The organism is Streptomyces sp. 4N124, from assembly GCF_052245395.1.
Taxonomy (GTDB): domain Bacteria; phylum Actinomycetota; class Actinomycetes; order Streptomycetales; family Streptomycetaceae; genus Streptomyces.
In genome coordinates this window covers 106,610-132,477 of sequence record NZ_JBQQBS010000017.1, presented here as the reverse complement: position 1 = coordinate 132,477, position 25,868 = coordinate 106,610, and the positions used below count along the sequence as shown (strand labels likewise).

The window sequence follows — 25,868 nt, the reverse complement described above, 5'->3', positions numbered from 1 at the left end:
CTGCTTCGACCCCGCAGCCGCCCTCAGTTGCCCGCCACCGACTTCACCGCGACCGCCACCGGCGCCGACCCGCTGACCAGCTCCAGGGTCAGGCCCGCCGTCGCCGGAGTGTCCACGAGTTCCGCCAGCACGGCGGCCACATCGTCGCGCGGGATCGCGCCGCGGCCCGTGTGGGCCTCCAGGCGTACGAGACCGGTACCGGCGTCGTTCGTGAGCATGCCGGGGCGCAGGATCGTCCAGTCGAGGGCGTCGAGGCTCTGGACGTGCGCGTCGGCCTCGCCCTTCGCGCGCAGATACACGTCGAAGACCTCGCTCCCCTCATGCGCCGGGTTCGCGCCCATCGACGACACGACCACATGGCGTCGTACGCCCGCCCGCACCGCCGCGTCCGCGAACAGGATCGCCGCGTCCCGGTCCACCGTGTCCTTGCGGGCCGCCCCGCTGCCCGGCCCCGCGCCGGCTGCGAAGACCGCCGCGTCCGCGCCCTGCAGATGGGCCGCGGCCTCCTCGACCGAGGCCGACTCCAGGTCCAGCAGGATCGGTTCGGCGCCGGCCTCCCTCAGATCGTCGCCCTGTTCGGCGTGGCGGATGATCCCCGCAACCTCGTCTCCGCGCGCGGCGAGCAGTCGCTCAAGCCGCAGCGCGATCTGACCATGACCCCCAGCGATGACAATGCGCATGCTTCCGACCGTACGCCCGGACGGCCGCCCACGCCGCACGACTTCAGCCACGCCCCACGGCGCGCACTCCCAGGATCGTGCGCCGGGTGCCTACCGATGCCTCACGCTCCGCATCCCACAGCGCTCACACCACAGTCACGCGCCCCACAGCAGGGCGCACACAACACCCGCGCACGCCCCGATCCCGCACCCAATCCCACCACCCCACCCCTCACGACAACTCCCCCCGCCCCTGCCGAGGCAAGCCCAGCTCCACCGCCACCGTCGAGTTGCAGTACTCCCGTACCGCGCTCGTCCGTGCCACCACGCGCCCCCGGTGCACCACGATCCGGCTGTACGCCAGTGACAGCGCGCTCGCCAGCCCGTCGCCCCGCACCGCGAGCAACTCGGCCGGGAAGCCCGCCTCCACACGGACCTCGGGCAGGCCGAGCACCGCACGAGCGGTCGTGCTCACCGCGTCGTAGGCGTCCTCAGGCCGCAGCCCGTAGCGCGAGGCGAGCAGATACGCGGCCTCCAGGGGGTCGCCGCGGCCGACCGGGTTGGAGACGTCACGGAGTGAGCCGCTGCCCGCGGCCACTCGTACGCCGGCCGAGCGCAGCAGCCGTACCGGAGCGGTGCCCCGGCGCTCCACGCCCCCGCAGCTGCCCTGGGGCAGGCACGCCACCGTCACTCCGGCCGCGGCGAGCTGGTCGGCGGTACGGGAGGCCACCTCGGAGGGCAGCCGGCCGAGACCCCCGCACGGGCCGAGCGTGACCCCGGGGCGCAGCCCGCCGGCCATGGTCGCCAGACGGGCCAGACGGGCCGGGTCGGTGGCGTCCGTGTGCAGGTCGACGGGGCAGCCGTGCTCGGAGGCGACCTCCAGGACAGCCTCGACGTAGCCCGTCGGATCGGGGTCCAGGTCCGGGCAGCCGCCCACCACGGAGGCGCCCATCTTCGCCGCGTCCCGCAGTATCGCGAGCCCGTCCGCGCCGGCACGGCCGGTCAGCACACGGGGCATGGCCACCGTCATCAACTCGGTGAGCCCGCGCAGCGCACGGCGGGCCTGCAGTACGGCGCCCAGCGCGCCCAGCCCCTGCACGTCACCCACGCGCACGTGCGCACGCAGCGCGGTCGCCCCGTGCCCGAGCTGCAGCAGCGCGGCCTCGGTCGCCCGGCGCTGGACGTCCTGGGGGTCGTAGGAGACCGGACCGCCCTCGTCCGCCGACAGCGCGGTGTCGGCGTGGGCGTGCGGCTCGGCCGGGGCAGGCAGCAGCAGATAGCCGCCGAGGTCCACGCGCGCGCCCGGGCCGGGCGAACCGTCCGCCGTCAGGCTCCCGGCGGTACCGACCGCCTCGATGCGCTCGCCGCCCAGCCGTACGTCCACGGTCCGGCCGTCGGTGAGGCGCGCCCCGCACAGCAGCAGGGAGGCCGATTCGGTCTGCCCGGAAGAGCCCGCTGAACCCGACGAGCCCGAAGCGGACGACGACGAAGGGGGCGGCTGCGGCTGGCTGTCGGGCATCGCGCTCCAGTGGCTCGGGGACTGCGCGGGGGACGCAAGATCACACAGAGTGAGTCGAGCCTAGGGTGGCGATCCGCGCGCGACGCGCAGGAGCGCAATAGTCGTACCGGCGTGGTCCGCCGAACGGGAGAGGCGCGCGGGGAACGCTTCACGCGCGCGTGGCGGACCTGCGTTCGGGCGGGAAGGGTGCCGCGAAACGGATTTGGGTGAACGGCTGCCGAGCGTGTAATGTCTTCATCGCTCGCCCCAATAGCTCAGTCGGTAGAGCGTCTCCATGGTAAGGAGAAGGTCTACGGTTCGATTCCGTATTGGGGCTCCGGTGTGGGAGGTTCTCGCCGCGAGGCGGGAACCGATCACATCACAGCGGTGTAGCTCAGTCGGTAGAGCAAGCGGCTCATAATCGCTGTGTCACCGGTTCAAGTCCGGTCACCGCTACTGACAGTAGCCGATTGTGGGGTCGGTCCTTCGATCGGCTACTCTTTTATGCGTTCACCGTCCCATCCGTTCGTCAAGGAGCACTCACGTGGCTGCCACCGACGTCCGCCCGAAGATCACGCTGGCCTGCGTGGAGTGCAAGGAGCGGAACTACATCACCAAGAAGAACCGGCGTAACAACCCGGACCGACTGGAGATGAAGAAGCACTGCCCGCGTTGCAACGCGCACACCGCGCACCGCGAAACGCGATAAATCAGGCTCGTACGACGAGGCCGTCCCCACATCGGGGGCGGCCTCGCGTCGTTCCACCAGCCGGAACCGACCGGTAACCGCTCGGACGGCAGCAACGGCGACAACGGCAGCAGCAGGACCAGCTGAACTATCAGGAGGTGCCGAGCCCATGGCGCTCGACCAGTCCTTCGTGGGGCGGACCTATCCGCCCACCGACCCCTATGAGGTGGGCCGGGAGAAGATCCGCGAGTTCGCGGAGGCCGTGGGGGACACCAACCCGGCGTACACGGACCCGGAGGCCGCCAAGGCGCTCGGTCACGCCGATGTGATCGCCCCGCCGACCTTCGTCTTCTCGATCACCTTCAAGGCCGCGGGACAGGTCACCGCCGACCCCCAACTGGGCCTGGACTACAGCCGGGTGGTGCACGGCGACCAGAAGTTCTCCTATGTCCGCCCGGTGCGCGCAGGCGACCGGCTCACGGTCACGTCCACCATCGAGGCGATCAAGTCCATGGCGGGCAACGACATCCTGGACATCCGCGGCGAGGTCCACGACGAGGCGGGCGAACACGTCGTCACCGCCTGGACCAAGCTCGTGGCGCGCGCCGCAGAGGAGGACTGAGAGTGACCGCGAAGATCTCGTACGAGGATGTCGAGGTCGGCACCGAGTTGCCGGCCCAGTCCTTTCCCGTGACCCGCGCCACCCTTGTTCGGTACGCGGGCGCCTCCGGGGACTTCAACCCGATCCACTGGAACGAGAAGTTCGCCAAGGAGGTCGGGCTGCCGGACGTCATCGCGCACGGCATGTTCACCATGGCCGAGGCGATCCGCGTGGTCACCGACTGGACCGGCGACCCCGCCGCGGTCGTCGAGTACGGCGTCCGCTTCACCCGGCCCGTCGTCGTCCCGAACGACGACCAGGGCGCCACGATCGAGGTCGCCGGCAAGGTCGCGGCCAAGCTCGACGACAACACGGTCCGCGTCGACCTGACGGTCACGAGCGCCGGGCAGAAGGTGCTGGGGATGTCGCGCGCGGTCGTCCGGCTGGCCTGAGCACGGTCATCAGTAAGGGGCGTCCGCCATTGCGGCCGCCCCTTACTCATGACCCTTGACGTAGTTAGTGATTGAGTACTAACTTACTCACATGGTCAGGATGAGCGCAGAAGAGAGGCGCGAGAGCGTCATCCGTGCGGCGATGACCGAGTTCGCCCTCGGTGGCTATCACGGCACGTCGACCGAGGCGATCGCCAAGCGGGTCGGCGTCTCGCAGCCGTATCTCTTCCGGCTCTTCCCGGGCAAGAAGGCGATCTTCCTGGCGGCGGCCGAGCGTTGCGTCGAGGACACCATGCGGACCTTCGGGCAGGCCGCTGAAGGTCTGCACGGCGAAGAGGCCCTTCATGCCATGGCGAACGCGTACACCAAGGTCATCGCGGATCACCCTGAGCAGCTGTTGATGCAGATGCAGATGTACGTCGCCGTGGGGGCCGCCGAGAAGGAGGGTGACCACGAGTTCGGCGCGGCGGTACGGGACGGCTGGATGCGCCTGTGGGACACCGTTCATCTGCCGCTGGGGGCCGACGTCAACGAGACGACGACCTTCATGGCGTACGGGATGCTCGTCAATTGTCTGGTGGCCATGGGTTTCCCGCCCGAGCACCGGGTGTGGGAGGGGCTCTATCCCTCCGCGCGGGCCAAGGGTCGACTCGAGCACTGAGGCAGGGAAAGCCTGCCCAGGCGATTCTCCATGACCGCAAAAGTTAGTAATCAATTACTATCTACAACACGTGATCACCCTCTGGGGGAGAGATGTCACAGCAGACCGCACGTCGTGGAGAGGCCGTCTGGGCCCTCGTCATCACCAGCCTCGCCGGATTCATGGCGTCCCTGGACAACCTCGTCGTCACCACCGCGCTGCCCTCGATCCGCAAGGATCTCGGCGGAGCGCTGGACGACCTGGAATGGACCGTGAGCGCCTACACGCTCACCTTCGCCGTGCTGCTGATGTTCGGCGCGGCACTCGGCGACCGCTTCGGCCGTCGCCGGCTCCTCATCATCGGCCTCACGATCTTCACCGGCGCGTCCGCGGCCGCGGCCGTCGCCCCCGGCATCGACAGCCTCATCGCCGCCCGCGCGGTCCAGGGCGTAGGCGCCGCGATCATGATGCCTCTGACGCTCACGCTGCTCACAGCGGCCGTTCCCGCCGCGAAGCGCGGAATGGCGTACGGCATCTGGGGCGCCGTCAACGGACTCGCCGTCGCCTCAGGACCGCTGATCGGCGGCAGCCTCACCGAGCACATCTCCTGGCAGTGGATCTTCTGGCTGAACGTCCCGCTGGGCCTGGCCCTGCTGCCGCTCGCCCGCCTCCGCCTCGCCGAGTCCCACGGCACCGGCTCCCCGCTCGACGTCCCCGGCACCCTGCTCGCCAGCGGCGGCCTCTTCGGGATCGTCTACGGCCTGGTCCGCGGCCCCGCCGACGGCTGGACCGCCCCCTCCGTCCTGACCGGCCTGTTCGCCGGATCGGCGCTGCTCGTCGGCTTCATCGTCTACAGCGCCCGCGCCAAGAACCCCATGCTCCCGATGCGGCTGTTCCGCTCCCGGGCGTTCTCCGGGATCAACGCCGCGAGCCTGCTGATGTTCCTGGGCATGTTCGGCTCGATCTTCCTGCTCAGCCAGTACATGCAGGGAGTGCTCGGCTACTCGCCCACCGAGGCGGGCCTGCGCATGCTGCCCTGGACGGGCATGCCAATGCTGGTCGCGCCCATCGCCGGCATCCTCTCCGACCGCATCGGCGGCCGCCCCGTCGTAGCCACCGGCCTCTTCCTCCAGGCAATCGGCCTCGGCTACCTGGCCTCCGTGGTCACAGCGGACGCCTCCTACTCCATCCAACTGCCCGGCCTGATCATCAGCGGCATCGGAATGGCCCTCTACTTCGCCCCCGCCGCCAACCTGGTCATGTCCAGCGTCCGCCACAGCGAGCAGGGCATGGCCTCCGGCGCCAACAACGCCCTGCGCGAGGTCGGCGGCGCGCTCGGCATCGCCATCATGGCGTCGATCTTCTCCGCCCAGGGTGGCTACGAGACAGGACAGACCTTCGTAGACGGCCTGCGCCCCGCCCTGGTCACCGGCTCCGCAGTGGTGGCCCTGGCCGGAATCGCAGCGCTACTGATCCCGACGAGGCGCTCCACGCACCCCCAGCAGCCGATACACACCGAGGAGCGGGCCCTGGAACCGGCCGCAGGCTGACAAGGAGACGGCCCCACCCACCGGGTGGGGCCGTACGCGAGGCACCCGGGCCGCCCCGCACCCGGCGTCGGTGCCGGCCCGGGGTGGGTCGCGCAGCCCGGCGCTGACGGGGCGCCGCCTGCGCCCACCCGTGCCGCCCCAGGCGGCACGCATGCCCGCAGCTTGGGCGGGACGACGGCCTGCCGCCTGCCGGGTGGGCACCGCCCTCGCGGCACGCATGCCCGCAGCTTGGCGGGACGGCAGCCCGCCGCCTGCCGGGTGGGCGCCGCCCCAGGCGGCACGCATGCCCGCAGCTGGGGCGGGACAGCAGCCCGCAGCTGGGCGGGACGGCAGCCCGCAGTCGCCCACGCGCCCCGACGGCCCGGCGTGCTGCGGCGTATGCCACCACGCACCCGCGGTCGCCCGCGGCCCCGACCCCACCACCAACCGAAGGCGCTACACGCACCCCCACACACCCGCACCCCCCGCCGGGAGGCATCACCACCGAAGCCCCCACCCACCGTCTCGTACTCTTGAGCCCGTGCAGGAACTCCACGACGCCCCCCTGGCCCCCTTGACCACCTTCCGCCTGGGCGGCCCCGCCACCCGCCTGGTCACCGCGACGACCGACGCCGAGGTGGTCGCCGTCGTAAGGGAAGCCGACGACAACGGAACGCCCCTGCTGCTCATCGGCGGCGGCTCGAACCTGGTCATCGGCGACAAGGGGTTCGACGGCACGGCCCTGCGCATCGCCACACAAGGCTTCGAAATCAACGGGACCACCCTCGAACTGGCCGCCGGCGAGGTATGGACCGACGCCGTCGCCCGCACCGTAGAAGCCGGACTCGCCGGCATCGAGTGCCTGGCCGGCATCCCCGGCTCGGCAGGCGCGACCCCGATCCAGAACGTCGGCGCGTACGGCCAGGAGGTCTCCTCGACGATCACCGAGGTCGTCGCCTACGACCGAACGACCCGCGAGACGGTCACCCTCCACAACACCGACTGCGCCTTCTCGTACCGCCACAGCCGCTTCAAGGCCGACCCCGAGCGCTACGTCGTCCTACGCGTCCGCTTCCAGTTGGAGGACGCCGACGGCCTCTCCGCCCCCATCAAGTACGCCGAGACGGCCCGTGCCCTGGGCGTGGACCCCGGCGACCGTGTGCCCCTCACCGCCGCCCGCGAGACCGTGCTCAAGCTCCGCACCGGCAAGGGCATGGTCCTGGACCCCGAGGACCACGACACCTGGTCCGCCGGCTCCTTCTTCACCAACCCGATCCTCACCGACGCGGAGTTCGCCGAGTTCCACGCGCGCGTGCGCGCCCGGCTCGGCGACGGCGTGGAGCCACCCGCCTATCCCGCAGGCGACGGCCACACCAAAACCTCCGCCGCCTGGCTGATCGACAAGGCCGGCTTCACCAAGGGCTACGGCACCGGCCCGGCCCGCATCTCCACCAAGCACACCCTCGCCCTCACCAACCGCGGCGAGGCGACCACCGAGGACCTCCTCGCACTGGCCCGCGAGGTCGTCGCGGGCGTTCGCGAGAAGTTCGGCATCACGCTGGTCAACGAACCGGTGACCGTGGGCGTGACCCTGTAAGGATCAGTAGGCGACACCCACCCCCTGCTTCACCGTCCCCGGCTCGTCCGCCATCGCCAGCATCGCGTGCGCCACGTCCGCGCGGCCGATGAAGCGGCCCTTGGCCGGAGTGCCGCCGACGACCGTGCGGTACCTCCCGGTGAGCGGCTTGTCCTGGAGCCGGGGCGGTCGCACCGAGGTCCAGTCGACCGCGCTGCGGGCGAGCTCCGCCTCCATCTCCCTGAGGTCGTCGTAGACGTCCTTGAGGATCGCGGAGACCAGACCGCGCACGGCGCGGTCGAGGGGGCCGTCGCGCTCCGGGGCGGGCCCGAGCGGAGCCGCGCTCACCACCAGCAGCCGCCGCGTGCCCTCCGCCTCCATGGCCCGCAGCACCGCGCGCGTGAGGCGGGCGGCGACACCGGCGTCCTTACGGCTGCGTGCGCCGAGGCCCGAAAGGACCGCGTCCCGGCCGCTCACCGCGGGGCGTAGCGCTTCCGGGTCGGTCAGGTCCGCCCGGAACACCTCCAGGCCCGCGCCCGCCACGGGAAGCCGCGCGGGATCCCGTACGACCGCCGTCACCTGGTGCCCGGCGGTCAGCGCCTGCCGGACGATCTCCTGCCCGATGCCGCCGGTGGCTCCGAAAACCGTGAGGTTCATGGCTTCTCCCGTCTCCGTGTTCCGGGTGGGTGAGTGTTCACTCACCTGTCGGACTCCAGAGTGGGTAAGTACTCACCCACCCGTCAAGCCCGGTAAGGTCCGCCCTCGTGGAATCCGTGCAGAAACCCGCCCGCGTCCGCATCCTCGACGCCGCCCACGAGCTGATGCTCACCGTCGGCCTGGCCCGCGCCACCACCAAGGAGATCGCCAAGGCGGCCGGCTGCTCGGAAGCCGCGCTCTACAAGCACTTCGCGAGCAAGGAGGACCTGTTCATCCGCGTCCTCGCCGAGCGCCTGCCCCGCCTGGGCCCCCTGCTGACCAGCCTCGCCGCCGAACCGGGCCGGCACACGCTGGAGGAGAACCTCACCGAGATCGCCCGCCAGGCCGCCCTCTTCTACGAGCAGAGCTTCCCGATCGCCGCCTCGCTGTACGCCGAGACCCAGCTGAAGCGACGGCACGACGACGCGATGCGGCAGATGGGCATGGGGCCGCACAAGCCCATCGAGGGACTGGACGCCTACCTCCGCGCCGAGCAGGACGCGGGCCGCATCCGCGCCGACGCCGACACCTTCGCGGCCGCGTCCCTGCTCCTCGGCGCCTGCGCCCAGCGCGCGTTCGCCTACGACGCGACACCGGAAGGCGTACGGCCGCCCCTGGACGACTTCGCCCGGCGGCTCGCCCGCACGCTCCTGGCCGGCGTCACCGCGTGAGGCGCCACCGCGTGAGCTACGCCGCCAGCCAGTCGTCGACGCCCGACAGCAGCTTGCGCCGCACATCCTCCGGCGCCGCGGACGCTCGTACCGACTGGCGGGCCAGCTCGGCCAACTCGGCGTCCGTGAAGGCGTGGTGGCGACGGGCCAACTCGTACTGGGCGGCCAGCCGGGAGCCGAAGAGCAGCGGGTCGTCGGCGCCCAGCGCCATCGGGACACCCGCCTCGAACAGCGTCCGCAGCGGGATGTCCTCCGGTTCCTCGTAGACGCCGAGGGCGACATTCGACGCCGGGCACACCTCGCAGGTCACCCCCCGGTCGGCCAGCCGCTTCAGCAGCCGCGGATCCTCCGCCGCCCGCACACCGTGCCCGATCCGGTTCGCGTGCAGGTCGTCCAGGCAGTCCCGCACCGACGCCGGGCCGGTCAGCTCACCACCGTGCGGAGCCGACAGCAGGCCGCCCTCGCGCGCGATGTGGAACGCGCGGTCGAAGTCCCGCGCCATGCCCCGCCGTTCGTCGTTCGACAACCCGAAGCCGACCACACCCCGCTCCGCGTACCGCACCGCCAGCCGGGCCAGCGTGCGGGCGTCCAGCGGATGCTTCATCCGGTTCGCGGCCACCAGCACCCGCATCCCGAGCCCGGTCTCCCGCATCGCCGACTCCACCGCGTCCAGGATGACCTCCAGCGCCGGGATCAGACCGCCCAGCCGAGGGGCGTACGACGTCGGGTCGACCTGTATCTCCAGCCACCCCGAGCCGTCCTTGATGTCCTCCTCCGCAGCCTCCCGCACCAGCCGCTGGATGTCCTCGGGCTCCCGCAGACACGAGCGCGCGGCGTCGTACAGCCGCTGGAAACGGAACCAGCCCCGCTCGTCCGTCGCCCGCAGTCTCGGCGGCTCCCCGCTCGTCAGTGCCTCGGTCAGCGCCTCGGGCAGGCGCACCCCGTACTTGTCGGCCAGCTCCAGCACGGTGGTGGGCCGCATCGAGCCGGTGAAGTGCAGGTGCAGATGGGCTTTCGGCAGCTCAGAGACATCACGTACACGCTCCATCCCAGGATCCTGCCGTACGTTCCCGCCCTCCCGGTAGCGCTTTCCCCGTTAGTGGTCTTGCTCGCACAAACGAATGGGGCACATACCGAAGTCGGTATGTGCCCCAGGCCGGAAAGGAACCGTCAGTCGCGGGCCTCCGCCAGCAGCTTCTGGATCCGCGAGACACCCTCGACGAGATCCTCGTCACCCAGGGCGTACGACAGCCGCAGATAGCCCGGGGTGCCGAAGGCCTCGCCGGGTACGACCGCGACCTCGGCCTCCTCCAGGATCAGCGCGGCCAGCTCGACCGAGTCCTGCGGGCGCTTGCCGCGGATCTCCTTGCCGAGCAGACCCTTCACCGACGGGTACGCGTAGAAGGCGCCCTCCGGCTCCGGGCACACCACGCCGTCGATCTCGTTGAGCATCCGCACGATCGTCCTGCGGCGCCGGTCGAAGGCCTCGCGCATCTTCGCGACCGCGTCCAGGTCGCCGGAGACCGCGGCCAGCGCCGCCACCTGGGCGACGTTCGACACGTTCGACGTGGCGTGCGACTGGAGGTTCGTCGCCGCCTTCACCACGTCCTTCGGGCCGATGATCCAGCCCACCCGCCAGCCCGTCATGGCGTACGTCTTGGCGACCCCGTTGACCACGATGCACTTGTCGCGCAGCTCGGGCAGCAGCGCGGGCAGCGACACGGACGCCGCGTCGCCGTACACCAGGTGCTCGTAGATCTCGTCCGTCATCACCCACAGGCCGTGCTCCGCGGCCCAGCGGCCGATCGCCTCGGTGTCCTGCTCGCTGTAGACCGCGCCGGTCGGGTTCGACGGGGAGACGAAGAGGACGACCTTCGTCTTCTCCGTGCGCGCCGCCTCCAGCTGCTCCACGCTCACCCGGTAGCCGGTCGTCTCGTCCGCGACGACGTCCACCGGCACACCGCCGGCCAGCCGGATCGACTCCGGGTACGTCGTCCAGTACGGCGCCGGGACGATGACCTCGTCACCCGGGTCGAGGATCGCGGCGAAGGCCTCGTAGATCGCCTGCTTGCCGCCGTTGGTGACCAGGATCTGCGAGGGGTCGACCTCGTAGCCGGAGTCGCGCAGCGTCTTCGCGGCGATCGCGGCCTTCAGCTCGGGCAGGCCGCCCGCGGGCGTGTAGCGGTGGTACTTCGGGTTCTTGCAGGCCTCGATCGCGGCCTCGACGATGTAGTCCGGGGTCGGGAAGTCGGGCTCGCCCGCGCCGAAGCCGATCACCGGACGCCCGGCGGCCTTGAGGGCCTTGGCCTTGGCGTCCACGGCGAGGGTGGCGGACTCGGAGATCGCGCCGACTCGGGCGGAGACCCGGCGCTCGGTGGGAGGGGTTGCAGCGCTCATGGGCCCCATCGTTTCAGACCGGAAACCTGCCCGGCACGCGGGTTTCACGGACTGAACAACACCGGGCCGATCGCTGAACAAGCGTCCGGAACCGCCCCGCGGCCAGGGTGATCTTCAGCCACGCCGTCACTGACAAAGCCCCTACGGGCACTTTCTGTTCGACGCCCGGCCGCAGAACACGTACACTCTCACCTCGTTGGCCTCATACGGGCTGCGCTCACCCGGTGCACACCGAGCATCCGGGCGGATGCGGTACGTTTGGGGAGAACCAAAGGGTCGTAGCTCAATTGGTAGAGCACTGGTCTCCAAAACCAGCGGTTGGGGGTTCAAGTCCCTCCGGCCCTGCTACACACACCTTCGCCAGGATGTGTGCGCATGTACGTACAAGCAGCAATGCGCCGTGCGGCTCAGACCGGGCGCGGCACGGCCACGACCCGGAATCAGGTGAGGACGAATGACGGACGCCGTGGGCTCCATCGACACGCCTGATGCCCAGGACGAGACGCCGAAGAAGCAGGGCCGCAAGGGCGGCAAGCGCGCAAAGAAGGGCCCGCTGAAGCGGCTCGCGCTCTTCTACCGCCAGATCGTCGCGGAACTCCGCAAGGTCGTCTGGCCCTCGCGCAACCAGCTGACGACGTACACGACCGTCGTGATCATCTTCGTCGTCATCATGATCGGTCTGGTGACTGTGATTGACTTCGGACTAGACAAGGCCGCCAAGTACGTCTTCGGCTGAGCCGAAAGCGAAGGGCGCCGTACCCGGCGCCCCTATTCGCGCGTTCCACCCCATGTATCCAGGAAGAAGCAGCCACCGTGTCTGACCCGAACGTGAACGACGCCATCGAGCCGGTCGAGTCCGTGGAAGACGAGCTCGAGATCGTCGAGGGTGCCGACGACGACCTGGACGAGGTCGAGGCTGCCGACGCCGCCGAGGGTGAGCCTGCCGAGGAAGCCGCCGTACACGTCGACGACGAGCCGGAGGCTGACGCCGAGGCCGAGGCGAGCGAGGAAGAGGCGACTGAGGAAGAGCCGGCCGAGCCGGTCGACCCCGTCGCCGCCCTGCGCGAGGAGCTGCGCACGCTGCCTGGCGAGTGGTACGTCATCCACACCTACGCCGGCTACGAGAACCGCGTGAAGACCAACCTGGAGCAGCGCGCCGTCTCGCTGAACGTCGAGGACTACATCTTCGCGGCCGAGGTGCCGCAGGAAGAGGTCGTCCAGATCAAGAACGGCGACCGCAAGACGATCAAGCAGAACAAGCTCCCGGGCTACGTCCTCGTCCGCATGGACCTGACGAACGAGTCCTGGGGCGTCGTCCGCAACACCCCCGGCGTCACCGGCTTCGTGGGCAACGCCTACGACCCGTACCCGCTGACCCTGGACGAGATCGTCAAGATGCTCGCCCCCGAGGCCGAGGAGAAGGCCGCCCGCGAGGCAGCCGAGGCCGAGGGCAAGCCCGCCCCGCAGCGCAAGGTCGAGGTCCAGGTGCTGGACTTCGAGGTCGGCGACTCGGTCACCGTCACCGACGGCCCGTTCGCCACGCTGCAGGCCACCATCAACGAGATCAACGCCGACTCGAAGAAGGTCAAGGGCCTCGTGGAGATCTTCGGCCGGGAGACGCCGGTCGAGCTGTCCTTCGACCAGATCCAGAAGAACTAGCACCTTCTGGACGTACGCCTTCCGAACAGGTCAGACAGGCTGCTGAAGCCGGTCTGACCTGCTCGGTTTTTGGCCGCGCAGGGATACCCGTTATCGTTGTGCGGTATGCCTCCATCCGGATGATCGGGTGGCAGGCGATCACCTCTCACTAGGACCCGGAGAGAGCAATGCCTCCCAAGAAGAAGAAGGTCACGGGGCTCATCAAGCTCCAGATCCAGGCCGGTGCCGCCAACCCGGCGCCGCCGGTCGGCCCCGCGTTGGGTCAGCACGGCGTGAACATCATGGAGTTCTGCAAGGCCTACAACGCCGCGACCGAGTCGCAGCGTGGCTGGGTGATCCCGGTGGAGATCACGGTCTACGAGGACCGTTCCTTCACCTTCATCACCAAGACTCCGCCGGCCGCCAAGATGATCCTCAAGGCCGCGGGCGTGGAGAAGGGCTCCGGCGAGCCGCACAAGACCAAGGTCGCCAAGATCACCGAGGCGCAGGTCCGCGAGATCGCCACCACGAAGATGCCCGACCTCAACGCCAACGACATCGACGCCGCCGCGAAGATCATCGCCGGTACCGCCCGTTCCATGGGCATCACGGTCGAGGGCTGAACCCCAACCTCCAGCAGCAGAAGTGGCGGGGCCTGCTCGGCCCGGACCACGACTCCTAAGAATCCCCAGGAGCAGTAGTGAGCAAGCGCAGCAAGTCTCTCCGCGCTGCGGACGCCAAGATCGACCGGGAGAAGCTCTACGCCCCGCTCGAGGCCGTCCGTCTCGCCAAGGAGACCACCACGACCAAGTTCGACGGCACCGTCGAGGTCGCCTTCCGTCTGGGTGTCGACCCGCGCAAGGCCGACCAGATGGTCCGTGGCACCGTGAACCTCCCGCACGGCACCGGCAAGACCGCCCGGGTCCTGGTCTTCGCGACCGGCGACCGTGCCGAGGCCGCGCGTGCCGCGGGCGCCGACATCGTCGGCTCCGACGAACTGATCGACGAGGTGTCGAAGGGCCGTCTGGACTTCGACGCCGTCGTCGCCACCCCGGACCTCATGGGCAAGGTCGGCCGCCTCGGCCGTGTCCTCGGCCCGCGTGGTCTGATGCCGAACCCGAAGACCGGCACCGTGACCCCGGACGTGGCCAAGGCCGTGACCGAGATCAAGGGCGGCAAGATCGAGTTCCGCGTCGACAAGCACTCGAACCTGCACTTCATCATCGGCAAGGCGTCCTTCGACGACACCAAGCTGGTGGAGAACTACGGCGCCGCGCTGGAGGAGATCCTCCGTCTGAAGCCGTCCGCCGCCAAGGGTCGCTACATCAAGAAGGCCGCCATCACCACCACGATGGGCCCCGGCATCCCGGTCGACCCGAACCGCACCCGCAACCTCCTCGTCGAGGAGGACCCGGCCGCGGTCTGAGCCCCACCGGCTCGCTGACGTCCGGCGACGGGCCCCACACCTTCCGAGGTGCGGGGCCCGTCCCCTTTTCGCGCTCCGCTGGGTTAGCGTGCGAGCAGGGCAACGCACGGGGGTGGAACGCATGAAGAGGACTACGGCACACTGCCTGGCCCTCACGATCGCGCTGACGACGGCGACCGGCTGCACCTCCTCCGACGGCCCCGACGAGGACGCCCAGGACCGCACGCCGCCCCGCGCCCTCCTCGCCGCCCTGCGCTCCGTGGAACGCTCCACCGACGGCGCCGACTCGGCCAAGGTGGAGTCCACCACCGTCATGGGCAGCGAACTGTCCCTCGACGCCGACGGCGCCCTCGGCTGGGGCGACGGCCTCACCGGCACCCTGACCATCACCTACACCGGCGGCACCACGGCCGAGACCATGCGCGACCTCGGCGTCACATCGATGGAGGCCCGCTACCTCCCCGACGCCTACTACGCCCGGATGGGCGACACGTTCGCCGAGCAGACCGGCGGCAAGCACTGGATCCGGTACGCCTACGACGATCTGGACGACCTCGGCGGCGGCGCGGCCGCGAACTTCGCGGACCAGATGCGCAGCGCCACTCCCAACCAGTCGGTGAAGCTTCTGCTCGCCTCCGGGGACGTACACAAGATCGGCGAGGAGCAGGTGCGCGGCAAGCACACCACGCACTACTCCGGCACGGTCTCCGTGGGCGACCTCGCCGACGCCGAGCTGAAGGAGCTGCTGCAGCAGGCCGGCGTCACCACCCAGACCGTCGACATCTGGGTCGACGACCAGGACCTGCTGATCAAGAAGATCGAGCAGGGCCGGCTGGCGACCGGTCACCTCACCCAGACCGCGTACTACAGCGACTACGGCGTGCAGGTCACCGCCGCCGAGCCGCCGGCCTCCGACACCGAGGACTTCAAGGAACTACTGAAGAAACAAGGCGGCAGCGCCTCCTGAACCCCAGGGAATTCAGCAGCCCCTTGAAGCCCGCTGGGATACGCTCGCGAGGTTGTGAATCGGCCGTGTGTTCCTTGGGGGGAATCGATGAAGACTGCTTTACGCCGTTCCGCGCGACGCCGGGCGACGGGCACCGGACTTGCCGCGCTGCTGCTCGCGGGGGGCGCCGTCGGCTGCGGCACCGAACAGTCGCCGGAGATGACGCCGGTGGCCGCCGTCGCCAAGGCCGCAGAGAAGACGGAGGAGATCACCTCCCTGAGCTATCGGATGCGCGGCGAGGTACCGGGCGACGGCCGGGTCGAGGCCGAGGCCGCGATGCGCATGGAGCCGATGGCGATGAGCATGAAGATACGGATGCCCGACGACCCCGAGATCAAGGGCGCCGTCGAGATGCGCATCGTCGGCAAGGCGCTGTACATCGGCGGCGAGGCGATGGCCAAGCAGATGGACGGCAAGAGCTGGATGAAGATCGACGCCCCCGAGTCGGGTGGCGGCAAGCATCGGCTGGGCGCCGAGACGGCCGGTGTCGCTCAGGCCGAGCGGAACCCGGCCGCCGAATCCGCCTTCCTCACCGGCGCTGACGACGTCACCGAGGTCGGCACCGAGACGATCGACGGGGTGAAGACCACCCACTACAAGGGCACGCTCACCCTCGACGACATGCGCGAAAGCCTCAAGGACGAGGACAAGAAGACGCGCGAGCGGCGCGAGAAGAGCCTCGAACAGTACGAGGACATGGGCGTCGACAAGCTCACCATGGACATGTGGGTCGACGGTGAGGACCACACCAAGCAGTTCCGCATGCGTGGCGACGCCGACAAGGGCACCCTCGACATGACCGTCACCTTCTCCGACCTCAACGAGCCGGTCACCGTCCAGGCCCCGCCCGCCAAGGACACCATGGACCTCGGCGAGATGATGAAGGAACTCGGGAAGGCCTGAGCCTCGTACGACCGGATTTGCCTGACGGCGATCCGGTCACGTACTCTCCAACAGAAGCCAAAGACCGCTGGTCGTTGCTGTGCGCTCGCGAGAGGGTGCGGTGGCCGAAGGATCCGCTGAATGGCGGACGACCCGCGCAGGTGACTGTGGAAGTGCTCCTGGAATGCCCGTGTCTCATGGGAATTCTGGTCGAGCTACGCCCCGTGCGCCTGCGCCGGGGCGTTTCGTTTACCCCAGCCCCTTCCGAGCGGTCCTCAACACCCGGAAGGAGGCCGACGCTCTATGGCAAGGCCCGACAAGGCTGCCGCGGTAGCCGAGCTGACGGAGCAGTTCCGCAGCTCGAACGCCGCCGTGCTGACCGAGTACCGGGGTCTCACCGTGGCGCAGCTCAAGACGCTGCGCCGTTCGCTCGGTGAGAACGCCCAGTACGCCGTGGTGAAGAACACGCTGACCAAGATTGCGGCCAACGAGGCCGGGATCACGACGCTCGACGACCTGTTCAACGGTCCGACGGCGGTCGCCTTCGTCACCGGTGACCCGGTGGTGTCGGCGAAGGGTCTTCGTGACTTCGCCAAGGACAACCCGAACCTCGTCATCAAGGGCGGTGTCCTTGACGGTAAGGCGCTGTCCGCCGACGAGATCAAGAAGCTCGCGGACCTCGAGTCCCGCGAGGTTCTGCTCGCCAAGCTGGCGGGTGCCTTCAAGGCCAAGCAGACTCAGGCTGCCCAGGTCTTCCAGGCGCTTCCGTCGAAGCTCGTCCGCACCGTGGACGCGCTTCGCGCCAAGCAGGACGAGCAGGGCGGTGCCGAGTAACTCGGCTCGCGAAATGACCACCGCCTGAGGCGGAGGTCGTAGCGGGCCGAACGTACGCCCGCCAGACATGTACATCACGGCACCAGCCGAAAATTAGTGGAAGGAAGCCATCGTGGCTCTCACCCAGGACGAACTGCTCGCCGAGTTCGAGACGATGACCCTCATCCAGCTTTCCGAGTTCGTGAAGGCGTTCGAGGAGAAGTTCGACGTCACCGCCGCCGCCGCGGTCGCCGTTGCCGGCCCCGCCGCCCCCGGCGCCCCGGCCGAGGCCGAGGCCGAGCAGGACGAGTTCGACGTCATCCTCACCGGCGCCGGCGACAAGAAGATCCAGGTCATCAAGGTCGTGCGTGAGCTGACCTCCCTCGGCCTGAAGGAGGCCAAGGACCTCGTGGACGGCGCTCCGAAGCCCGTCGTCGAGAAGGTCGCCAAGGAGGCCGCCGAGAAGGCTGCCGAGTCCCTCAAGGCCGCCGGCGCCTCCGTCGAGGTCAAGTAAGACCTTGAGAGTCCCTACACGGACTCTTGCGAGCTGATACAGCCGTAGGGCTGTAACGCGAGCGCACCGAAGAGCGATCATCCATCCGGGTGGTCGCTCTTCGGCGTTCCCGGTGCCTGGTTGTGGCGGCCTTGCACGGGCGGATGCGCGGAGTATGGTGATCTTCGTCGTGTCTCCGGGCACCTCCGAAGCCGGCCGCAAGTGACGATGGCAGCACCCGGTTTGGGCAAGGGGGGCCTTGACGAACCGCACGCAGCGCGCAATTCTCAGGACGCGTCGTCACAACGATCCGGATCCGAGGCATGGATCGTCGACGAAGAGGGCAGTATCAACGTGCATTGAGGGCATGGGCTTGCGCAGGTGTCGAGAACAACGAGGGTCTCGAAAAACCCGCACTGGACATCAGTGTGCCAAGTGGCTACACTGACCCTTTGCGCTGCCTGTTAGCTGTCCCCTGCCCGTCACCAGGGGCATGCCCTCGCTTGAGCACCGACGATCAGAACGTCCCTGACCTGGCCTTTTGGCCAATTCGGGGAGTGCTGTCTCTGTGCGCATGAGGGGGACCGGTACGCGCGTAGTGAGTCCGAGCCCTCGGAAGGACCCCCTCTTGGCCGCCTCGCGCACTGCCTCGACCGCGAATACGAACAACGGCGCCAGCACCGCCCCGCTGCGCATCTCCTTTGCAAAGATCAAGGAGCCCCTCGAGGTTCCCAACCTGCTCGCGCTGCAGACCGAGAGCTTCGACTGGCTGCTCGGCAACACCGCCTGGCAGAGTCGGGTCGAGGCGGCTCTGGAGTCCGGTCAGGACGTCCCCACCAAGTCCGGTCTGGAGGAGATCTTCGAGGAGATCTCTCCGATCGAGGACTTCTCCGGGTCGATGTCGCTGACCTTCCGCGACCACCGTTTCGAGCCCCCGAAGAACAGCATCGACGAGTGCAAGGAGCGCGACTTCACGTACGCGGCCCCGCTCTTCGTCACGGCTGAGTTCACCAACAACGAGACCGGCGAGATCAAGTCCCAGACCGTCTTCATGGGCGACTTCCCGCTCATGACGAACAAGGGCACCTTCGTCATCAACGGCACCGAGCGTGTCGTGGTGTCCCAGCTGGTCCGCTCGCCCGGCGTCTACTTCGACTCCTCCATCGACAAGACGTCCGACAAGGACATCTTCTCGGCCAAGATCATCCCGTCCCGGGGTGCCTGGCTGGAGATGGAGATCGACAAGCGCGACATGGTCGGTGTCCGCATCGACCGCAAGCGCAAGCAGTCCGTCACCGTTCTCCTGAAGGCTCTCGGCTGGACCACCGAGCAGATCCTGGAGGAGTTCGGCGAGTACGAATCCATGCGCGCCACCCTGGAGAAGGACCACACCCAGGGCCAGGACGACGCGCTGCTCGACATCTACCGCAAGCTGCGTCCGGGCGAGCCCCCCACCCGGGAGGCCGCGCAGACGCTGCTCGAGAACCTCTACTTCAACCCGAAGCGTTACGACCTCGCCAAGGTCGGCCGCTACAAGGTGAACAAGAAGCTCGGCGCGGACGAGCCGCTGGACGCCGGTGTGCTCACCACCGACGACATCATCGCCACCATCAAGTACCTGGTGAAGCTGCACGCCGGTGAGACCGAGACGGTCGGCGAGTCCGGTCGCTCGATCATGGTCGAGACCGACGACATCGACCACTTCGGCAACCGTCGTATCCGCAGCGTCGGCGAGCTGATCCAGAACCAGGTCCGTACGGGTCTCGCCCGTATGGAGCGCGTCGTGCGTGAGCGCATGACCACGCAGGACGTCGAGGCGATCACGCCGCAGACCCTGATCAACATCCGGCCGGTCGTCGCCTCCATCAAGGAGTTCTTCGGCACCAGCCAGCTGTCCCAGTTCATGGACCAGAACAACCCGCTGTCGGGGCTGACGCACAAGCGTCGTCTGAACGCCCTCGGCCCGGGTGGTCTCTCCCGCGAGCGGGCCGGCTTCGAGGTCCGTGACGTTCACCCGTCGCACTACGGCCGCATGTGCCCGATCGAGACGCCTGAAGGCCCGAACATCGGTCTGATCGGCTCGCTCGCCTCCTACGGCCGGGTCAACGCGTTCGGCTTCATCGAGACGCCGTACCGCAAGGTCGTCGACGGTGTCGTCACCGACGAGGTCGACTACCTGACCGCCGACGAGGAGGACCGGTTCGTCATCGCGCAGGCCAACGCGCCGCTCTCCGAGGACTTCCGGTTCGAGGAGTCCCGCGTGCTGGTCCGCCGCCGTGGCGGCGAGGTCGACTACGTCCCCGGTGACGACGTCGACTACATGGACGTCTCGCCGCGCCAGATGGTGTCGGTAGCGACCGCCATGATTCCGTTCCTCGAGCACGACGACGCCAACCGTGCCCTCATGGGCGCGAACATGATGCGTCAGGCCGTGCCGCTCATCAAGTCCGAGGCCCCGCTCGTCGGCACCGGCATGGAGTACCGCTCCGCCGTCGACGCCGGTGACGTGGTCAAGGCCGAGAAGGCGGGTGTCGTCCAGGAGGTCTCCGCGGACTACATCACCACCGCCAACGACGACGGCACGTACATCACGTACCGCCTGGCCAAGTTCGCCCGCTCCAACCAGGGCACCTCGGTCAACCAGAAGGTCATCGTCCACGAGGGCGACCGGATCATCGAGGGCCAGGTCCTCGCCGACGGTCCGGCCACCCAGCAGGGCGAGATGGCGCTGGGCAAGAACCTGCTCGTGGCGTTCATGCCGTGGGAGGGTCACAACTACGAGGACGCGATCATCCTGTCGCAGCGCCTCGTGCAGGACGACGTCCTCTCCTCGATCCACATCGAGGAGCACGAGGTCGACGCCCGTGACACCAAGCTCGGCCCCGAGGAGATCACCCGGGACATCCCGAACGTCTCCGAGGAGGTCCTCGCCGACCTCGACGAGCGCGGCATCATCCGCATCGGCGCCGAGGTCATCGCCGGTGACATCCTCGTCGGCAAGGTCACGCCCAAGGGCGAGACCGAGCTGACGCCGGAGGAGCGCCTGCTGCGCGCGATCTTCGGTGAGAAGGCCCGTGAGGTCCGTGACACCTCGCTGAAGGTGCCGCACGGCGAGACCGGCAAGGTCATCGGCGTCCGCGTCTTCGACCGTGAGGAGGGCGACGAGCTTCCCCCCGGTGTGAACCAGCTGGTGCGCGTGTACGTGGCGCAGAAGCGCAAGATCACCGACGGTGACAAGCTCGCCGGCCGGCACGGCAACAAGGGCGTCATCTCCAAGATCCTGCCGATCGAGGACATGCCGTTCCTGGAGGACGGCACCCCGGTCGACATCATCCTCAACCCGCTGGGTGTCCCGTCCCGAATGAACCCGGGACAGGTTCTGGAGATCCACCTCGGCTGGCTCGCCAGCCGCGGCTGGGACGTCTCCGGCCTCGCCGACGAGTGGGCGCAGCGCCTCCAGGCGATCGGCGCCGACCAGGTCGACGCGGGCACGAACGTCGCGACCCCCGTCTTCGACGGTGCGCGCGAGGACGAGCTGGCCGGTCTGCTGCAGCACACCATCCCGAACCGCGACGGCGACCGCATGGTCCTCCCGTCCGGTAAGGCGCGGCTGTTCGACGGCCGTAGCGGTGAGCCGTTCCCGGAGCCGATCTCGGTCGGCTACATGTACATCCTGAAGCTGCACCACCTGGTCGACGACAAGCTGCACGCCCGTTCGACCGGTCCGTACTCGATGATCACCCAGCAGCCGCTGGGTGGTAAGGCCCAGTTCGGTGGCCAGCGGTTCGGCGAGATGGAGGTGTGGGCGCTGGAGGCTTATGGCGCCGCGTACGCCCTCCAGGAGCTGCTGACCATCAAGTCCGACGACGTCACCGGCCGCGTGAAGGTCTACGAGGCCATCGTCAAGGGCGAGAACATCCCTGAGCCCGGCATCCCCGAGTCCTTCAAGGTGCTCATCAAGGAGATGCAGTCTCTCTGCCTGAATGTGGAGGTGCTGTCCAGCGACGGTATGTCCATCGAGATGCGTGACACCGACGAGGATGTCTTCCGCGCTGCGGAGGAGCTCGGCATCGACCTGTCCCGGCGTGAGCCGAGCAGCGTCGAAGAGGTCTGACGGAGTCCGGCGGGCCTTTCTGAGAGATCAGCAAAGGCCCGCCGACCCCGGGACCCCGTTTCAGACCCCAAGACTTACGACCCTGAGAGGGATTGACGCATAGTGCTCGACGTCAACTTCTTCGACGAGCTCCGGATCGGCCTGGCCACCGCTGACGACATCCGTCAGTGGAGCCACGGCGAGGTCAAGAAGCCCGAGACGATCAACTACCGCACGCTCAAGCCCGAAAAGGACGGACTCTTCTGCGAGAAGATCTTCGGTCCGACCCGGGACTGGGAGTGCTACTGCGGCAAGTACAAGCGTGTCCGGTTCAAGGGCATCATCTGTGAGCGCTGCGGCGTCGAGGTGACTCGCGCCAAGGTGCGCCGTGAGCGGATGGGCCACATCGAACTGGCCGCCCCCGTCACGCACATCTGGTACTTCAAGGGTGTCCCGTCGCGCCTCGGCTACCTGCTGGACCTGGCGCCCAAGGACCTCGAGAAGGTCATCTACTTCGCGGCGTACATGATCACGTACGTCGACGAGGAGCGCCGTACCCGCGACCTGCCCTCCCTGGAGGCGCATGTCTCCGTCGAGCGGCAGCAGGTCGAGAACCGTCGGGACGCCGACCTGGAGGCCCGCGCCAAGAAGCTCGAGGCCGACCTGGCCGAGCTGGAGGCCGAGGGCGCCAAGGCCGACGTACGCCGGAAGGTCCGTGAGGGCGCCGAGCGGGAGATGAAGCAGCTGCGTGACCGTGCGCAGCGCGAGATCGACCGGCTCGACGAGGTGTGGACCCGGTTCAAGAACCTCAAGGTCCAGGACCTCGAGGGCGACGAGCTGCTCTACCGCGAGCTGCGGGACCGCTTCGGTACGTACTTCGACGGTTCGATGGGTGCCGCGGCGCTGCAGAAGCGCCTGGAGTCCTTCGACCTCGACGAGGAGGCCGAGCGTCTCCGCGAGATCATCCGTACCGGCAAGGGCCAGAAGAAGACCCGTGCGCTGAAGCGGCTGAAGGTCGTGTCTGCCTTCCTGCAGACCTCCAACAGCCCCAAGGGCATGGTCCTCGACTGCGTCCCGGTCATCCCGCCGGACCTTCGCCCGATGGTGCAGCTGGACGGTGGCCGCTTCGCGACCTCCGACCTGAACGACCTGTACCGCCGTGTGATCAACCGGAACAACCGACTGAAGAGGCTCCTCGACCTCGGCGCGCCCGAGATCATCGTCAACAACGAGAAGCGCATGCTTCAGGAGGCTGTTGACGCCCTCTTCGACAACGGCCGTCGTGGCCGTCCGGTCACCGGTCCCGGTAACCGCCCGCTGAAGTCCCTCAGCGACATGCTGAAGGGCAAGCAGGGTCGATTCCGTCAGAACCTGCTCGGTAAGCGTGTGGACTACTCCGCGCGTTCCGTGATCGTCGTCGGTCCGCAGCTGAAGCTGCACCAGTGCGGTCTGCCGAAGGCGATGGCGCTGGAGCTCTTCAAGCCGTTCGTGATGAAGCGCCTGGTCGACCTGAACCACGCGCAGAACATCAAGAGCGCCAAGCGCATGGTGGAGCGCGGCCGCACGGTCGTGTACGACGTCCTCGAAGAGGTCATCGCCGAGCACCCGGTTCTGCTGAACCGTGCGCCCACCCTGCACCGCCTCGGCATCCAGGCCTTCGAGCCGCAGCTGGTCGAGGGCAAGGCCATCCAGATCCACCCGCTCGTCTGCACCGCGTTCAACGCGGACTTCGACGGTGACCAGATGGCCGTACACCTTCCGCTGTCCGCGGAGGCGCAGGCCGAGGCGCGCATCCTGATGCTGTCCTCGAACAACATCCTCAAGCCCGCGGACGGCCGTCCGGTGACGATGCCGACCCAGGACATGGTCCTCGGTCTGTTCTTCCTCACCACCGACAGCGAGATGCGGGACGTCAAGGGCGAGGGCCGGTCCTTCGGCTCGGCGGCCGAGGCGATCATGGCGTTCGACGCGGGCGAGCTCTCGCTCCAGTCGAAGGTCGACATCCGCTTCCCCGTCGGCACCATCCCGCCGCGCGGCTGGACCCCGCCGGCGCAGGAGGAGGGCGACCCGGAGTGGCAGCAGGGTGACAGCTTCCGTCTGAAGACGACCCTTGGCCGGGCGCTCTTCAACGAGCTGCTGCCCGAGGACTACCCGTTCGTCGACTACGAGGTCGGCAAGAAGCAGCTCTCCGAGATTGTCAACGACCTCGCCGAGCGCTACCCCAAGGTCATCGTGGCGGCGACGCTCGACAACCTGAAGGCGGCCGGCTTCTACTGGGCGACCCGTTCCGGCGTCACCGTGGCCATCTCCGACGTCGTCGTTCCCGAGGCGAAGAAGGAGATCGTCAAGGGTTACGAGGCGCAGGACGAGAAGGTCCAGAAGCAGTACGAGCGCGGTCTGATCACCAAGGACGAGCGCACCCAGGAACTCATCGCGATCTGGACCAAGGCGACCAACGAGGTTGCCGAGGCCATGAACGAGAACTTCCCGAAGACCAACCCGATCTTCATGATGGTGAACTCGGGTGCACGAGGCAACATGATGCAGATGCGTCAGATTGCCGGTATGCGTGGTCTGGTGTCGAACGCCAAGAACGAGACGATTCCGCGTCCGATCAAGGCCTCGTTCCGTGAGGGCCTCTCCGTGCTGGAGTACTTCATCTCCACGCACGGTGCCCGTAAGGGTCTCGCCGACACCGCCCTGCGTACCGCCGACTCGGGTTACCTGACCCGTCGTCTGGTGGACGTCTCGCAGGACGTGATCATCCGCGAGGAGGACTGCGGTACCGAGCGCGGTCTGAAGCTGAAGATCGCCGAGCGCGGCGCCGACGGCACGCTCCGCAAGACCGATGACGTCGAGACCAGCGTCTACGCCCGCATGCTCGCCGAGGACGTCGTCGTCGACGGCAAGGTGATCGCGCCGGCCAACGTGGACCTCGGCGATGTGCTCATCGACCAGCTGGTGCGCCACGGCATCGAGCAGGTGAAGACCCGTTCGATCCTGACCTGTGAGTCCCAGGTCGGCACCTGCGCCATGTGCTACGGCCGTTCGCTGGCCACCGGCAAGCTGGTCGACATCGGTGAGGCGGTCGGCATCATCGCCGCCCAGTCCATCGGTGAGCCCGGCACCCAGCTGACGATGCGTACCTTCCACACCGGTGGTGTGGCCGGTGACGACATCACCCAGGGTCTGCCGCGTGTCGTCGAGCTCTTCGAGGCCCGTACCCCGAAGGGTGTCGCCCCGATCTCCGAGGCCCAGGGCCGCGTGCGGATCGAGGAGACCGAGAAGACCAAGAAGATCGTCATCACCCCGGACGACGGCAGCGACGAGACGGCGTTCCCGATCTCGAAGCGTGCCCGGCTCCTGGTCAGCGAGGGCGAGCACGTCGAGGTGGGCCAGAAGCTCACCGTGGGTGCCACCAACCCGCACGACGTGCTGCGCATCCTGGGCCAGCGTGCCGTCCAGGTCCACCTGGTCGGCGAGGTCCAGAAGGTCTACAACTCGCAGGGTGTGTCGATCCACGACAAGCACATCGAGATCATCATCCGGCAGATGCTGCGCCGGGTGACGATCATCGAGTCCGGCGACGCCGAGCTGCTGCCCGGCGAGCTGGTCGAGCGCACGAAGTTCGAGACCGAGAACCGTCGTGTGGTCCAGGAGGGCGGTCACCCGGCCTCCGGTCGTCCGCAGCTGATGGGTATCACCAAGGCCTCGCTGGCGACGGAATCCTGGCTGTCGGCCGCCTCCTTCCAGGAGACGACCCGAGTTCTGACGGACGCGGCGATCAACGCCAAGTCCGACAGCCTCATCGGCCTCAAGGAGAACGTCATCATCGGTAAGCTCATCCCGGCCGGTACGGGTCTGTCCCGCTACCGCAACATCCGGGTCGAGCCGACCGAGGAGGCCAAGGCCGCGATGTACTCGGCCGTCGGCTACGACGACATCGACTACTCGCCGTTCGGCACGGGCTCCGGCCAGGCCGTTCCGCTGGAGGACTACGACTACGGTCCGTACAACCAGTAAGCGAGTCGCTTGAACTGAAGGCGGTCACCTCTCGGGGTGGCCGCCTTTCGGCGTCTCAGGGACCTCTCGGGGTTTTCTCCGGGTCGT

22 protein-coding genes and 3 tRNA genes are annotated in these 25,868 nt (G+C 68.3%); 20 read left to right on the top strand and 5 right to left on the bottom strand.

Annotation, left to right across the window (positions count from 1 at the left end; all coding sequences use genetic code 11):
• Positions 1-23: 23 nt before the first annotated feature.
• Both ACTWQO_RS19565 and ACTWQO_RS19560 read right to left on the bottom strand, forming a co-directional pair.
• Positions 24-680: an SDR family oxidoreductase gene (locus ACTWQO_RS19565; protein WP_301983258.1), complete on the bottom strand. Its 657-nt coding sequence runs from the start codon at positions 678-680 to the stop codon at positions 24-26.
• 211 nt (positions 681-891) lie between these two features.
• A complete protein-coding gene (locus ACTWQO_RS19560; protein ID WP_443238598.1) occupies positions 892-2,178 on the bottom strand; it encodes an amidohydrolase family protein in 1,287 nt (428 codons plus the stop codon).
• A gap of 243 nt (positions 2,179-2,421) precedes the next feature.
• Here ACTWQO_RS19560 and ACTWQO_RS19555 point away from each other — a divergent pair.
• The 8 genes from ACTWQO_RS19555 (at position 2,422) to ACTWQO_RS19520 (ending at position 7,664) form a co-directional block, all read left to right on the top strand.
• Positions 2,422-2,494, top strand: a tRNA-Thr gene (locus ACTWQO_RS19555).
• A 46-nt stretch (positions 2,495-2,540) separates the two neighbouring features.
• Positions 2,541-2,613 (top strand) — tRNA-Met (locus tag ACTWQO_RS19550).
• A gap of 88 nt (positions 2,614-2,701) precedes the next feature.
• Entirely contained in the window at positions 2,702-2,866 is a 165-nt protein-coding gene (gene rpmG, locus ACTWQO_RS19545) for a 50S ribosomal protein L33 (protein ID WP_003948671.1), read from the top strand.
• Positions 2,867-3,014: 148 nt separating this feature from the next.
• Positions 3,015-3,467: a MaoC family dehydratase N-terminal domain-containing protein gene (locus tag ACTWQO_RS19540; RefSeq protein ID WP_301983260.1), complete on the top strand. Its 453-nt coding sequence runs from the start codon at positions 3,015-3,017 to the stop codon at positions 3,465-3,467.
• Positions 3,468-3,469: 2 nt separating this feature from the next.
• Entirely contained in the window at positions 3,470-3,898 is a 429-nt protein-coding gene (locus tag ACTWQO_RS19535) for a MaoC family dehydratase (RefSeq protein ID WP_301983261.1), read from the top strand.
• A gap of 91 nt (positions 3,899-3,989) precedes the next feature.
• Complete coding sequence (locus tag ACTWQO_RS19530) at positions 3,990-4,559, top strand: TetR/AcrR family transcriptional regulator (RefSeq protein ID WP_443238597.1); 570 nt, start codon at positions 3,990-3,992, stop codon at positions 4,557-4,559.
• 92 nt (positions 4,560-4,651) lie between these two features.
• Positions 4,652-6,088 carry an MFS transporter gene (locus ACTWQO_RS19525; RefSeq protein WP_443238596.1) on the top strand — a complete coding sequence of 479 codons (1,437 nt, stop codon included), beginning with the start codon at positions 4,652-4,654 and terminating at the stop codon, positions 6,086-6,088.
• 520 nt (positions 6,089-6,608) lie between these two features.
• Positions 6,609-7,664, top strand: coding sequence for a UDP-N-acetylmuramate dehydrogenase (locus ACTWQO_RS19520; RefSeq protein WP_443238595.1), 1,056 nt, complete (start codon positions 6,609-6,611; stop codon positions 7,662-7,664).
• Between the two features lie 3 nt (positions 7,665-7,667).
• On the opposite strand, the gene ACTWQO_RS19515 is transcribed toward ACTWQO_RS19520, so the two are convergent.
• Positions 7,668-8,300, bottom strand: a complete 633-nt coding sequence (locus ACTWQO_RS19515) for an NAD(P)-dependent oxidoreductase (RefSeq protein ID WP_443238594.1) — start codon at positions 8,298-8,300, stop codon at positions 7,668-7,670.
• Positions 8,301-8,407: 107 nt separating this feature from the next.
• Between ACTWQO_RS19515 and ACTWQO_RS19510 the strand changes: the two genes are divergently transcribed.
• Positions 8,408-9,010 carry a TetR/AcrR family transcriptional regulator gene (locus tag ACTWQO_RS19510; protein ID WP_443238593.1) on the top strand — a complete coding sequence of 201 codons (603 nt, stop codon included), beginning with the start codon at positions 8,408-8,410 and terminating at the stop codon, positions 9,008-9,010.
• Positions 9,011-9,026: 16 nt separating this feature from the next.
• Here the strand turns inward: ACTWQO_RS19510 and ACTWQO_RS19505 are convergent, their stop codons facing one another.
• On the bottom strand, positions 9,027-10,058 hold the full coding sequence (locus tag ACTWQO_RS19505; RefSeq protein WP_443238592.1) for an adenosine deaminase: 1,032 nt from the start codon (positions 10,056-10,058) through the stop codon (positions 9,027-9,029).
• A 122-nt stretch (positions 10,059-10,180) separates the two neighbouring features.
• Complete coding sequence (locus ACTWQO_RS19500; RefSeq protein ID WP_301983269.1) at positions 10,181-11,407, bottom strand: pyridoxal phosphate-dependent aminotransferase; 1,227 nt, start codon at positions 11,405-11,407, stop codon at positions 10,181-10,183.
• Between the two features lie 272 nt (positions 11,408-11,679).
• On the opposite strand from ACTWQO_RS19500, the gene ACTWQO_RS19495 reads away from it, so the two are divergent.
• The 11 genes from ACTWQO_RS19495 (at position 11,680) to ACTWQO_RS19445 (ending at position 25,781) form a co-directional block, all read left to right on the top strand.
• Positions 11,680-11,752 (top strand) — tRNA-Trp (locus ACTWQO_RS19495).
• A gap of 109 nt (positions 11,753-11,861) precedes the next feature.
• The gene (gene secE / locus ACTWQO_RS19490; RefSeq protein ID WP_362935769.1) at positions 11,862-12,143 is read left to right on the top strand and encodes a preprotein translocase subunit SecE; all 282 of its coding nucleotides are present in this window, start codon (positions 11,862-11,864) and stop codon (positions 12,141-12,143) included.
• A 77-nt stretch (positions 12,144-12,220) separates the two neighbouring features.
• A complete protein-coding gene (nusG, locus tag ACTWQO_RS19485) occupies positions 12,221-13,066 on the top strand; it encodes a transcription termination/antitermination protein NusG (RefSeq protein ID WP_443238591.1) in 846 nt (281 codons plus the stop codon).
• Between the two features lie 167 nt (positions 13,067-13,233).
• Positions 13,234-13,668 carry a 50S ribosomal protein L11 gene (gene rplK, locus ACTWQO_RS19480; RefSeq protein ID WP_328358897.1) on the top strand — a complete coding sequence of 145 codons (435 nt, stop codon included), beginning with the start codon at positions 13,234-13,236 and terminating at the stop codon, positions 13,666-13,668.
• A gap of 77 nt (positions 13,669-13,745) precedes the next feature.
• Positions 13,746-14,471: a 50S ribosomal protein L1 gene (gene rplA / locus ACTWQO_RS19475; protein WP_443238590.1), complete on the top strand. Its 726-nt coding sequence runs from the start codon at positions 13,746-13,748 to the stop codon at positions 14,469-14,471.
• A 121-nt stretch (positions 14,472-14,592) separates the two neighbouring features.
• A complete protein-coding gene (locus ACTWQO_RS19470; protein WP_443238589.1) occupies positions 14,593-15,438 on the top strand; it encodes a hypothetical protein in 846 nt (281 codons plus the stop codon).
• Between the two features lie 87 nt (positions 15,439-15,525).
• Positions 15,526-16,380 carry a DUF1396 domain-containing protein gene (locus ACTWQO_RS19465; protein WP_443238588.1) on the top strand — a complete coding sequence of 285 codons (855 nt, stop codon included), beginning with the start codon at positions 15,526-15,528 and terminating at the stop codon, positions 16,378-16,380.
• 282 nt (positions 16,381-16,662) lie between these two features.
• On the top strand, positions 16,663-17,193 hold the full coding sequence (gene rplJ, locus ACTWQO_RS19460; RefSeq protein WP_328358887.1) for a 50S ribosomal protein L10: 531 nt from the start codon (positions 16,663-16,665) through the stop codon (positions 17,191-17,193).
• Positions 17,194-17,302: 109 nt separating this feature from the next.
• On the top strand, positions 17,303-17,686 hold the full coding sequence (gene rplL / locus ACTWQO_RS19455; protein ID WP_443238631.1) for a 50S ribosomal protein L7/L12: 384 nt from the start codon (positions 17,303-17,305) through the stop codon (positions 17,684-17,686).
• A gap of 607 nt (positions 17,687-18,293) precedes the next feature.
• Entirely contained in the window at positions 18,294-21,779 is a 3,486-nt protein-coding gene (gene rpoB / locus ACTWQO_RS19450) for a DNA-directed RNA polymerase subunit beta (RefSeq protein WP_443238587.1), read from the top strand.
• Positions 21,780-21,881: 102 nt separating this feature from the next.
• Positions 21,882-25,781 carry a DNA-directed RNA polymerase subunit beta' gene (locus ACTWQO_RS19445; protein ID WP_443238586.1) on the top strand — a complete coding sequence of 1,300 codons (3,900 nt, stop codon included), beginning with the start codon at positions 21,882-21,884 and terminating at the stop codon, positions 25,779-25,781.
• Positions 25,782-25,868: the final 87 nt, after the last annotated feature.